Here is a 12,923-nt window from a genome sequence, read left to right as displayed (position 1 = left end):
AATAATCAACTTTCTTCAGGTTACTAGAAACTTTAGTGGTAGGAGCTGCTTCAGTGACTTGTCCGGATAATTTATGTTTGAAATCCAAGGCGAAAAGCTGTCAGAAATTCTTGATTTGGAGAGAAAATAATGGGATTAAAAAGAAAAGCCCCGGAGATAGCCGAGGCACTACATGTTTTCACAACGGAATAATCCTTATTGTGAATTGCTTTTAAATCAGTTACTCAAAGTAAGTAGAAACAATAGACTTTCAAAATAATATGAAAAAGATTTTAGGACTGGATTTGGGGACTAATTCGATTGGATGGAGCTTGATTTCGCAGGATTTTGAAAAGAAGGAAGGTAAGATAGATGGGATGGGTGTAAGGATAATACCCATGGGGCAGGATGTGTTGGGTAAATTTGATGCCGGCCAATCTTTTTCGCAAACTGCTGAAAGAACAGGATATAGGGGGATTCGAAGGTTATATGAGCGAGACAATTTAAGGAGAGATAGGCTACACCGAGTATTGAATGTTTTGGGATTTTTACCAGAACACTATGCTGATGGCATCGATTTTCAAAAGAAGTTGGGTCAGTTTAAGAACGAGACTGAGGTTAAACTGAATTACAGGAGGAATGAATTAGGGAAAAATGATTTTCTTTTTATGAATTCCTTTCATGAAATGGTCGAGGAGTTTCAAAATGCGCGACCAGAGTTATTCTATACAAAGTCCAACGGAGAGGAAACCAAAATTCCCTATGATTGGACTATATATTATTTAAGAAAGAAAGCTCTTCGAGAGAAAATCAGCAAAGAGGAGTTCGCATGGCTGATTCTTAATTTTAATCAGAAGAGGGGTTATTATCAATTGAGGGGGGAAGAAGTAGAAGAGAAGAGAGACAGGAGGTTTGTCGTTCTGAAAGTCAAATCGGTTTTGGATTCGGGTGAAAAAGTCAAAGGAAAGATTCTTTACGATGTTGTTTTTGAAAATGGGTGGCCATATGATCGACAGATCACCAAGATAGAAGATTGGGTAGGGAGGTCCAAAGAGTTTATTGTGACTATTTCGACATTGAAAAGTGGCGAAACTAAGTATTCCTATAAATCGGTAGATTCAGAAAAGGACTGGATAGCCATCAAAGCTAAGACAGAGCAGGATATTGAACAGTCTGGAAAGACAGTTGGTGAATATATTTATGATACACTTTTGCGGGATCCTAAGCAAAAGATAAGGGGAAAACTGGTCAAAACAGTCGAGAGAAAATTTTATAAGTCTGAGCTCGGAAAGATATTATCCAAGCAGATTGAATTGCAACCTGCGCTATTTTCGGTTAAACTGTATCAGGAATGTATCGAAGAGCTATATCCTAGAAATGAAGGTCATCAAAATAGGTTGAGAGGGGAAGGTTTTGAGCATTTGTTTTTAGAGGATATTATTTTTTATCAAAGACCTCTCAAAAGCCAAAAATCTAATATTTCGGGTTGTCAGTTTGAGTCGAGAGCTTTTCAAAAGAAAAACTCCGAGACAGGTAGGATAGAGAGAAAGATTGAGCCTATTCCCGTTATTTCAAAGTCTCATCCTCTTTATCAAGAATTCAGGTTGTGGCAATGGATCCAGAATTTGAGGATTTTCAATTCTGAAAAAATTGAAAACGGAAAACTGGAAGATGTAACCACACATCTATTGCCTAATGAGGATGCTTTCGTGGATCTTTTCGAGTTTTTGAATACAAAGCAAACGATTGAATCTAAACAGTTAATCGACTTTTTCGTCAAAAAGAAATTGATCGAAAAAAGCCAGAAAGATAAGTATAGATGGAATTACGTCTATGACGATCAGAAGAAGGAGTCCAAAAAGTATCCAATGGCTGAGACGAGAGTTCAGTTTGTCAACCGTCTAGAAAAAGTAGTAGGATTGGAGGAGCCTGCCAGATTTCTTGCAGAAAAGACATCAAATGGCAATGCCTTACTGAGTCGAGAAGAGCAGCTATGGCATATTATCTATTCGGTTTCCGATATAGAAGAATATAAAAAGGCCTTGACAAAATTTGCCTGCAAGCATGAGATTGATCAAGAATCGTTTCTGGAAAACTTCATTAAGTTTCCTCCATTCGATAGCGAATATGGAAGTTATTCCAAAAAGGCATTGCTAAAACTCGTGCCTCTGATGCGAATGGGGAGGTATTGGAGCCAAGACATAATTCCTCAAGCTGTCAGAGAACGAGCCGATTCTATCATGGAAAGAGTGAACGCATTGCCGATAAACAAAGAATCATCCGATAGAGATAATAAAGAAGCTTTGGCTAAGGTGAGTGATGATGATATCACAAAGCAATTGGTCAAAAGTTTTGTTCCACTCAAAGGCAAAAATCCTCTTAAAGGGCTGAACACTTTTCAAGCTGCTTACTTGGTTTATGAAAGACATTCAGAAATAGGTGAAGTACAACAATGGAAAAGTCCTGATGATATAGATAGATACCTTAAAGAGTTCAAACAGCATTCATTGAGGAACCCTATCGTGGAACAAATAGTGACCGAAACGCTACGGGTAGTTCGGGATATATGGAAATATTATGGCAATGGAGCGGGTCATTTCTTCGATGAAATTCATGTGGAATTGGGTAGGGAAATGAAGAACCCAGCTAAAAAGCGAGAAGAAATCGCCAAAAGGAATGCAGAGAATGAAAACACCAACCATCGGATCAAAGAACTATTGAAAGAAATGATGGATGATCCGGAAGTAAGGGGAGACATAAGGTTTTTTTCTCCTAGTCATCAAGAACTATTGAAGTTATATGAAGAGGGTGTTTACTCAAGTCCGGATGTAAAGTACGATAAAGTAAGCGAAGACGAAATCTCAAAAATTCGGAGAAACATCACTCCTAGCCAAAGGGAAATACAAAGGTACAGACTTTGGCTAGATCAAGGTTATATCTCTCCCTATACTGGAAAGACTATCCCACTTACCAAGTTGTTTACACACGAATATGAGGTAGAGCATATAATTCCCAGGTCGCGCTATTTTGACAATTCCTTGACCAACAAAATCATTTGTGAAAGTGCTGTAAATTCAGACAAGGACAATCAAACAGCTTTTGAGTATTTCAATAACAAAGGTGGCAGTATAGTCGGTGGCCACCAATTGTTAAGTTTAGACCAATATGAAAATCATGTCAATAGGTATTTCAGAACCAACAGAGCTAAGCTGAAAAATCTATTGAGTCTTGAAATTCCAGAAGGCTTTATCAATCGCCAGATGAATGACAGTAGATATATCAGCAGTCTGGTCAAGGGCTTATTAAGTAACCTTGTGAGAGAGGATGGAGAACGTGAAGCCACTTCGAAAAACTTAGTGCCTGTAATAGGAACTATCACTTCTAAGTTAAAGCAAGATTGGGGCTTGCATGACAAATGGAATGAAATAGTGGCACCGCGATTTAAAAGGCTAAATGAATTGACCCAAAGCGAAGACTTTGGCAACTGGGACTCCAGGATCAATGCTTTCAGGATTCAGGTTCCGGAGGAGTTTAATAAAGGGTTTAATGTGAAACGTATTGATCATAGACATCATGCTTTGGATGCATTGGTAGTTGCATGTACAACAAGAAATCATACCCACTATCTAAGTGCCTTGAATGCTGAAAAAGAGAATTTCGGCTTGAAAGATAAACTTTTAATAAAAAATGAATACGGGCACTATACCAAGACATTCTTGATGCCTTGGCCAGATTTTACGATAGAAACCAAAGATGCCTTGGAGAAAACCATCATTAGTTTTAAGCAAAACCTTCGTGTGATCAATAAGGCAAATAATAAATTCTGGTCCTACCGAAATGAGGAAGGGGAGTTGAATTTGGATTCAAATGGCAAGCCGAAGAAAAAATTGAGAAAGCAAACTAAAGGTGATAATTGGGCAATAAGAAAGCCACTACACAAAGAGACTGTTTCGGGTATTTATAGAATAGATACGCCTAAAGGCAAGATTGCTACTGCTGTAAGGACTTCATTGTCTGAAATCAAAACAGATAAACATTTGGCAAAGGTCACTGATGAAAGAATAAGAGAAGTTATTCTGCCAAATCATCTGGCAAAATATCGGACTGGGGAGGATAAACCAGATTATGAGCGTGCATTCAGTTCTGAAGGCATAGAAGATTTGAACAAGAATATCCGAGAGTTGAATAACGGTAAGTGCCACCAGCCAATCTTCAAGGTGAAAATGTTTGAGGTTGGCTCCAAGTTTCTAGTCGGAGAAAGGGGGAACAAGACATCTAAATACGTCGAGGCTGCAAAAGGGACGAATTTGTTTTTTGCAGTCTATTGGGATAAAGGTAAACAGAAAAGGAATTTCGAAACTGTGCCTCTTAATGAAGTAATTGCTCATCAAAAGCAAGTTGCTCATATGCCTAAAGCACAACGGACTCCAATCCAACCTAAACCGGAATTAGGGGCTTTGCTATTTACCCTTTCACCAAATGATTTGGTTTATGTTCCTTCTGATGAGGAACTTGAAAATGGAGGAGTTAGAACTATTAATTCTTCGGATAAAGATCAAATAGCAAGGATTTATAAAATCGTGAGTTTTACTGGAGCTAGGCTTTATGCGGTTCCAATGTCCACTGCTAAATCAATCGCGAATAAGGTCGAATATACTCAACTAAATAAAATTGAGTTTATCGGTGAAAAGGCGATTTGCATCAAATTGCTTGTTGATCGACTGGGAAATATCATTTTTCCCAATAAGCCAACTGATCCCGATGGAAACCCAGGAAATGGAAATCCAGTATTAAATGAACCTATGGCAGCATATAAAACAGAAAAAAAGATCCAAATCTCAAAATCCTTGGAGGATTCTGGCAACTCCCAATTGAGCTATTGGGCGATGCAGAATCCCAATCAGCGGTTCAGGGATTTTGCAGAATTGATGAATCGCTTTTACGAATTTGTGGATCCCAACTGGAAGGGTAAGAAAATTATTCTAGATCGATGAACTTCACCCATCCAGCCCATCAGGAAATGGTTTTTGCCCTGATTGATAACCAAGTTGAATTTTTGTTGATTGGAGGTTACGCGGTTATATTCCATGGATATGTCCGTACTACAGGAGATTTGGATATCTGGATTCGGCCTAATGAACATAACAAGGGCAAACTTCTGGATACTTTCAGAAAAATGGAATTTGATGAGGAAAGTATTCAGGCTTTGGAAAAATTGGATTTTAGGGAAGTAGTGGTATTTCATATCGGCATGGAACCGGAACGAATTGATTTTCTAAGCAAAGTACAAGGGCTTGACTTTGACTCTGCTTTTGAGAATCGCGTGTTTTTGGAATTGGATGCCTATAAAATTCCCTTTTTACGACTCAATGACTTAATTGTCAGCAAATTATTTGCGAATCGCTTGAAGGATCAAGCCGATGTAGAGTATTTGAAAAAAATCTCTGATATCCGAAAAAAGAAATGATCAAACGTACCCTTTTCTTCGGTAACCCAGCCTACCTGAGCACCAAAAATGAACAGCTCTTAGTGAGTTTTCCTGACGATAAGCCAGACCGGACAGTCCCCATTGAGGATATAGGAATGCTTGTTTTAGAAAACCAGCAGATCACCATTACCAATGGTCTTTTATGCAAGCTCACTGACAGAAAAGTGGCGGTGGTATCTTGCAATGCACAGCATTTGCCCGATGGTCTTCTCTTACCCATGCAGGGCCATACCGAACAGACCGAGCGGGTACGCTACCAGTTGGAAGCTTCCCAACCGCTCAAAAAGAATCTTTGGCAGCAAACTGTGTCGGCAAAGATCAAAAACCAGTATTGCTTGCTGAAGGAAAAGGGGAAGGAATCCAAGCGAATGGAGTATCTCTATAAAAATGTCAGTTCCGGGGATTCAGGAAATAATGAAGCCCAGGCAGCAGCGATTTATTGGCAGTCACTGTTTGATTTTCCGGATTTCAATAGGGGACAAAACGGGATTCCTCCCAATAACCTGCTTAACTATGGCTATGCAATACTCCGTGCAGTGATCGCTAGGGCATTGGTTTCATCCGGAATGCTACCGGGTGTGGGGATCTGGCACCGGAATAAATATAATGCTTATTGTCTGGCAGATGACATTATGGAGCCTTACCGTCCTTATGTGGATTTGGTAGTGGCTTTTATCGTGGAAAATAACGATCAAATTGAGGAAATTACCACTGACTTAAAGAAGGAACTATTGGCTATTCCAGCACTGGACGTAATAATTGATGGGCAGAAAAGCCCATTGATGGTGGCCGCCAGCAGAACAAGTTCCTCCTTATTTGAGTGTTTTGCAGGGATCAGAAGAAAAATTGTTTACCCCGACTATGGATGAAAAATTTTTCTCCAGACTTAACCAATACAGGACTTTGTGGGTGTTAGTATTTTTTGACCTGCCCACCGAGACGAAAAAGGACCGGAAAATCGCCAGCTCTTTTCGTAAGAAACTATTGGATGATGGTTTTTCCATGTTCCAGTTTTCCATTTATACCAGGTTTTGCGCCAGCAGGGAAAATGCCGACGTCCACATCAAGCGTACCAAAATAAACTTGCCACCTAAGGGCAAAGTAGGAATTATGTCAATTACAGATAAGCAATTTGGGATGATGGAGATTTTTTACGGAAAAAAAGTGGTGGAGCAGGAAAAGCCAAGCCAGCAATTGGAGCTTTTTTGAATCATTAAAACCGAAGGGCAACTGACTCTAATTCAAAACCTGGTCCATTTTTTTATATTCAAAATTTGGATGTAAAAAACAGCATACCAGCCACTTATCGTGGGGTATGCTGTGATTCTACTAGTAAAGTACTGATTTGAAAGCAATTCACAACTAGATCTTTCAGGATTGATTTTTACCTCAAGCTGTGATTCTACTAGTAAAGTACTGATTTGAAAGCAATTCACAACGAAAAGCAAATGCAAAACCTTGTCCGCGCCGCTGTGATTCTACTAGTAAAGTACTGATTTGAAAGCAATTCACAACGGAAATCGAAAACCAAGATAAGTTGATTCAGCTGTGATTCTACTAGTAAAGTACTGATTTGAAAGCAATTCACAACCGATCAAGGGTGTGAAGAATCCGCCCCAGAGCTGTGATTCTACTAGTAAAGTACTGATTTGAAAGCAATTCACAACACTACAAGACGATCAACGAAAAGACTTACGCTGTGATTCTACTAGTAAAGTACTGATTTGAAAGCAATTCACAACTTTTTAGTAGCGTCCTGTACCAAGTATCTAGCTGTGATTCTACTAGTAAAGTACTGATTTGAAAGCAATTCACAACAGCTTTAGCTCTTTCCATATTCTTTCTCGTGCTGTGATTCTACTAGTAAAGTACTGATTTGAAAGCAATTCACAACCCTGTAAATACTTTTCAAATGCCTGTGGATGCTGTGATTCTACTAGTAAAGTACTGATTTGAAAGCAATTCACAACAACACCAAGCATCTAATCTGAATATTATCGCTGTGATTCTACTAGTAAAGTACTGATTTGAAAGCAATTCACAACGAAGTAGTTAGCCATCCACGCGCGAACCTGGCTGTGATTCTACTAGTAAAGTACTGATTTGAAAGCAATTCACAACCCCTTGCCGCTACTATTGCTTCTTCCTGTCGCTGTGATTCTACTAGTAAAGTACTGATTTGAAAGCAATTCACAACATATACTAACTATCTATATTTCAGCAAGTTGCTGTGATTCTACTAGTAAAGTACTGATTTGAAAGCAATTCACAACACGTAAGAGCGGCGGCTATTATGACTACTGGCTGTGATTCTACTAGTAAAGTACTGATTTGAAAGCAATTCACAACCCGCGTACTGAGTCAGGGACGAAGCCTAAAGCTGTGATTCTACTAGTAAAGTACTGATTTGAAAGCAATTCACAACACTTTTCTATTCCGGTGTATATAGATTACTGCTGTGATTCTACTAGTAAAGTACTGATTTGAAAGCAATTCACAACGGGTGAGACAGATGCGCAATATGAGAAAAGGCTGTGATTCTACTAGTAAAGTACTGATTTGAAAGCAATTCACAACTTGGATTACCTGAAATCAAATAGGTATAAGCTGTGATTCTACTAGTAAAGTACTGATTTGAAAGCAATTCACAACATATCCAAGAATCACCCTTTCCCATCTCTAGCTGTGATTCTACTAGTAAAGTACTGATTTGAAAGCAATTCACAACTCGATTCGTTCTTTGATTCCGTTAGGCAGGGCTGTGATTCTACTAGTAAAGTACTGATTTGAAAGCAATTCACAACACTGAAGTACTATTGATCTTTTTGCAATCCGCTGTGATTCTACTAGTAAAGTACTGATTTGAAAGCAATTCACAACCCAGCTGGGGATGAGTATTCTTTCCAGTTAGCTGTGATTCTACTAGTAAAGTACTGATTTGAAAGCAATTCACAACAGATATTCTTGGCGAAGTTGATCCAATCGGCTGTGATTCTACTAGTAAAGTACTGATTTGAAAGCAATTCACAACCCTTAGCCGCATCTATGGTGATGGTTTTCTGCTGTGATTCTACTAGTAAAGTACTGATTTGAAAGCAATTCACAACTAACAAGCTTCTGAAGTCTAAGGAGTATGGGCTGTGATTCTACTAGTAAAGTACTGATTTGAAAGCAATTCACAACATATTGAGCCGGTTAAAAAAGGTAAAGATGCTGTGATTCTACTAGTAAAGTACTGATTTGAAAGCAATTCACAACTCCTCGGATAGTACTGCAAGAGCTGCCTCAGCTGTGATTCTACTAGTAAAGTACTGATTTGAAAGCAATTCACAACGCCATAGGAGACTCTTTCCAATTTACTTCCGCTGTGATTCTACTAGTAAAGTACTGATTTGAAAGCAATTCACAACAGTATTGATACCCGGTCATTATCCACTCTGCTGTGATTCTACTAGTAAAGTACTGATTTGAAAGCAATTCACAACAGTTCGGGGCGGTACTTTTTCACTTTGCCGGCTGTGATTCTACTAGTAAAGTACTGATTTGAAAGCAATTCACAACCGAGGTAGGGAATAGGGTAAACAAACAATCGCTGTGATTCTACTAGTAAAGTACTGATTTGAAAGCAATTCACAACCTGAGAAGTCGTAGAAGTTCTTCTCTGTGAGCTGTGATTCTACTAGTAAAGTACTGATTTGAAAGCAATTCACAACATTTTAGCCTGGTATTCTGTGATGATTTCTGCTGTGATTCTACTAGTAAAGTACTGATTTGAAAGCAATTCACAACGATATTGCACCTGATTGCATCTCAGTAGTAGCTGTGATTCTACTAGTAAAGTACTGATTTGAAAGCAATTCACAACGGTGGTCAGCGTACTGCAAGGGCCATCCGTGCTGTGATTCTACTAGTAAAGTACTGATTTGAAAGCAATTCACAACAGGTTTGATATCTTCCCCAGCTTCTTTAATGCTGTGATTCTACTAGTAAAGTACTGATTTGAAAGCAATTCACAACCCTCCTTTGCTGCTATGTCTTTCGACGATTGCTGTGATTCTACTAGTAAAGTACTGATTTGAAAGCAATTCACAACTGTGGGTACTTGGGCATTTGAAGGTTCAACGCTGTGATTCTACTAGTAAAGTACTGATTTGAAAGCAATTCACAACCCTGAAGACCCGCAAAAGATTGCGGACAAAGCTGTGATTCTACTAGTAAAGTACTGATTTGAAAGCAATTCACAACTGTACTTGTTGTACTTATCGAAAATACTTCGCTGTGATTCTACTAGTAAAGTACTGATTTGAAAGCAATTCACAACATATTCTTGTGGCTAAATTAAAAGAGGCAGGCTGTGATTCTACTAGTAAAGTACTGATTTGAAAGCAATTCACAACCCTCCTTTGCTGCTATGTCTTTCGACGATTGCTGTGATTCTACTAGTAAAGTACTGATTTGAAAGCAATTCACAACCCTGAAGACCCGCAAAAGATTGCGGACAAAGCTGTGATTCTACTAGTAAAGTACTGATTTGAAAGCAATTCACAACGACTTGTAGTTCTTATCGAATCGCAGGGCTGCTGTGATTCTACTAGTAAAGTACTGATTTGAAAGCAATTCACAACACGTTCTTAAGGTGGCCAGATCCCCACCTTCTCTGGAAAGACCAAGAATCCAACCCCACGGTTGATATGCAGGTAGCGGCCAAGTTCCTCATACAGTCCAGCCCATTTCGGGTAGAGAAGGGAGGCCGGACTCCATTTGATAACCCCTGGAATCTCGATCCCAAACTGCATTCCATGGGTAAACCCACTTAGCATAAGATGGATGAACTGGGAGAAGTTTTTCGCCTGTTCGTCAAAATGGGAAGGATCATGACTCATGAGTATTTTAAAGCTGCGGTAGTGTGGGACTTGGTTTAAGCTTAAAATTTAAGTGAGTACCTAATTGACAAATTGTACCACATTTAAAAATCTCTTGAAGACCAGTTTTGTATTAGCTAATGAATTACAATATCCGTAACTTTGTTCTATAAAATAGAATTTCTCAAGGAAATGAGGATTGTTACTTTTAAGCGGATTCAGGAGTTTTCAGAGAAACATGCCGATGCAGATACTCCGCTTCGCTTTTGGTACACCGTGACTAGCAAAAAAGAATGGGAATCTCTAAATGACATCAAAAAGGATTTCAACTCGGTAGATTACGTTGGGAACCATCGATTTGTCTTCAATATTAAAGGAAACTCCTATAGGCTGATTGCAATCATTTCCTTCAATGCAAAGAAAGTTTATATCCGGTTCATCGGAACTCATGCCGAATACGATAAAATCAAGGACATCCAAAACATTTGAGGTATGATTAAATCAGAAAAAGAATACAAAGCCATTCAGGGAAGGATCGAGGAACTTCTTGCTGATGCTGATAATATTGAAAATCCAGAGGCGAAAGGATTTGTGGAGTTGAATCTACTTTCGGATATGGTTGCTGATTATGAAGAATCTCATTTTACAGTTTTGCCACCTTCTCTACCTGAAGCGATCAAATTGAGAATGAATGAACGTGGTTTAACTCAAAAAGCTTTATCAGAATTTTTGGGAGTGAGTACTTCGCGTATCAGCGAATATTTAAATGGGAAGAGTGAGCCAACTTTAAAAATTGCCAGAGAAATTAGTCGTAAGCTTGATATTGAAGCATCTATCGTACTGGGAGTTTGAGAATCTGAGCAAAGATCCATCGGCTCTTCTGCTCTTCAAGTCCAGATGAATACCGTGGAATGTCAAAAACAGGCTTTCACCTTATCCAATTCTTTTCTGTGAAAGTCTCTATGGTTCCCGCAGATGATCGCTGAAATGGATGCAGACCTTCGCAGATTGCATAGTACAGAAGTTGAACTTTTATTTTAGTTTGTGAAGTCCTGATTCATGAATGTTTTCTCAGACTTTGTCACTTCAGCTTTCTGACTTATAAAACTACCTCTTACTCTTCAACCTAATCACAGTAATCTCCGGCCAGATTCCAACTCTTCCCGGAAATGCCAAAAATCCAAAACCCCGATTGACGTGGAGGTAACGTCCCAATTCCTCATACAATCCCGCCCATTTAGGGTAGCGAAGAGATGCCGGACTCCACTTGATAACACCAGGGATCTCGATCCCAAACTGCATTCCATGGGTGTGGCCACTCAAGGTTAGATGAATAAATTGAGAGAACTTCTTTACTTCTTCATCAAAGTGTGAGGGATCATGGCTCATCAGGATTTTAAAGCTTTTATCGCTCAGGTTTGCTGTAGCTTTCTTTAGGTCTCCATATTGTCCAAATCCCTTTCCCCAATTCTCCACCCCGATCAGGTCAATGCTTGCTCCAGGTCTTTCGATTTTGATATTTTCATTTCGCAAAAGCTTGAATCCCAATTCCCGCTGAATTTCATAAAGCCGCTGCATATTTGCTTCTTTGGCCTCCTTGCTGGGCCATGATACATAATCTCCATAATCATGATTGCCCAAAATAGAATACTTTCCCATGGGAGCCTCTAGCTTTTTGAAGGTCTCTATCCAAGGCTCCATCTCCTCCGCCTGGTTATTGACCAAGTCGCCAGTAAATAGAATAACATCAGATTTTTGCTGATTGATTAGCTCAATGCCGTATTCCAGCTTCTTCTTATTGTCAAAACTCCCGGAATGGATATCTGAGATTTGGGTGATCGTAAATCCATCAAACTCCTCGGGTAGGTCATCAAACTCCAGTGTGTGATTGATGACACGATAACGGTATTTGCCGATTAAAACTCCATGTAGAATTCCCAAAAATGGGATGGAAGATAGAATTAAGGCTGTTTGGCTGATAAATTTTCTCCGGTCAGGTAGGAAATCACCTTCTCGGTGGCCAGCGACGGAATAAAAAATCCCGGTAAATACACGCAGGATATCCTCTCCGAACATAAAACCCAAGACGATGAGCTTTGGAATAAGAGACAACACCAGTATGGAAATCATTTTTCCAAAGCTCAGGCTGAGATTTCCCCGGGTGAAAGTCAGGAAACCATAGGCTACAAAGAGATAGACGAAAACCGAAAAGACCCAAAACACGATCCTAATCCAGTTTTGCTCAGGGAAAGCTGTTTTGAAAGCCTGATAGGAATACCAATCGATAAGGAATACAAAAACTAGGAAGAGTAGAATACGGATCACTTGAGAAGGTTTTATCTAGTGGACGATCCCGGAAAGTTAGATCGGTATCTTTTAATACAAAAGATTCTGGATTGAAGCTTGTACGAATTAGATGCCTCTTTGGGTGTATTCAAGTTAAGTTTTTTGGCTCTTCGAGATTTGTAATCTCGAAGGGTGTTCCCGAAGGGTTGAAATCTTCATAATTAGCTCTGATCTCTTACTATGTCGGGTTTGAAGTCCTATGGGATTGGGTCATGAGGTTCAGGATTACAAATCCTGAACAGCTGAGA

The 12,923-nt window shown here is 39.3% G+C and carries 8 protein-coding genes and 1 CRISPR repeat array; of the genes, 6 read left to right on the top strand and 2 right to left on the bottom strand.

The window, feature by feature from the left end; all coding sequences use genetic code 11:
* Nucleotides 1–260 precede the first annotated feature (260 nt).
* The 4 genes from cas9 to cas2 are packed head-to-tail and all read left to right on the top strand — an operon-like array spanning nucleotide 261 to nucleotide 6,676.
* Nucleotides 261–4,973: a type II CRISPR RNA-guided endonuclease Cas9 gene (gene cas9, locus PBT90_RS14290; protein WP_264811266.1), complete on the top strand. Its 4,713-nt coding sequence runs from the start codon at nucleotides 261–263 to the stop codon at nucleotides 4,971–4,973.
* Nucleotides 4,970–5,446, top strand: coding sequence for a nucleotidyltransferase (locus PBT90_RS14285; RefSeq protein ID WP_264811265.1), 477 nt, complete (start codon nucleotides 4,970–4,972; stop codon nucleotides 5,444–5,446). The genes cas9 and PBT90_RS14285 overlap by 4 nt, the downstream gene beginning before the upstream one ends.
* The gene (gene cas1 / locus PBT90_RS14280; protein WP_264811264.1) at nucleotides 5,443–6,336 is read left to right on the top strand and encodes a type II CRISPR-associated endonuclease Cas1; all 894 of its coding nucleotides are present in this window, start codon (nucleotides 5,443–5,445) and stop codon (nucleotides 6,334–6,336) included. The genes PBT90_RS14285 and cas1 overlap by 4 nt, the downstream gene beginning before the upstream one ends.
* Complete coding sequence (gene cas2 / locus PBT90_RS14275; RefSeq protein WP_264811263.1) at nucleotides 6,329–6,676, top strand: CRISPR-associated endonuclease Cas2; 348 nt, start codon at nucleotides 6,329–6,331, stop codon at nucleotides 6,674–6,676. Before cas1 ends, cas2 begins: the two co-directional genes overlap by 8 nt.
* A 108-nt stretch (nucleotides 6,677–6,784) precedes the next feature.
* A CRISPR array of direct repeats spans nucleotides 6,785–10,092; the repeat unit is 46 nt; unit sequence GCTGTGATTCTACTAGTAAAGTACTGATTTGAAAGCAATTCACAAC.
* Nucleotides 10,093–10,098: 6 nt separating this feature from the next.
* Here the strand turns inward: cas2 and PBT90_RS14270 are convergent.
* Entirely contained in the window at nucleotides 10,099–10,350 is a 252-nt protein-coding gene (locus tag PBT90_RS14270) for a hypothetical protein (protein ID WP_320055356.1), read from the bottom strand.
* Nucleotides 10,351–10,521: 171 nt separating this feature from the next.
* Here PBT90_RS14270 and PBT90_RS14265 point away from each other — a divergent pair, with 171 nt between their 5' ends.
* Entirely contained in the window at nucleotides 10,522–10,818 is a 297-nt protein-coding gene (locus PBT90_RS14265; RefSeq protein WP_264811262.1) for a type II toxin-antitoxin system HigB family toxin, read from the top strand.
* Nucleotides 10,819–10,821: 3 nt separating this feature from the next.
* Nucleotides 10,822–11,181, top strand: coding sequence for a helix-turn-helix domain-containing protein (locus tag PBT90_RS14260; protein WP_184492546.1), 360 nt, complete (start codon nucleotides 10,822–10,824; stop codon nucleotides 11,179–11,181).
* 255 nt (nucleotides 11,182–11,436) lie between these two features.
* On the opposite strand, the gene PBT90_RS14255 is transcribed toward PBT90_RS14260, so the two are convergent.
* Nucleotides 11,437–12,654: a metallophosphoesterase gene (locus PBT90_RS14255; protein WP_270129768.1), complete on the bottom strand. Its 1,218-nt coding sequence runs from the start codon at nucleotides 12,652–12,654 to the stop codon at nucleotides 11,437–11,439.
* Nucleotides 12,655–12,923 lie beyond the last annotated feature (269 nt).

The organism is Algoriphagus sp. TR-M9 (assembly GCF_027594545.1).
Lineage (GTDB): Bacteria > Bacteroidota > Bacteroidia > Cytophagales > Cyclobacteriaceae > Algoriphagus > Algoriphagus halophytocola.
This window is presented reverse-complemented; position numbering and strand designations above follow the sequence as displayed.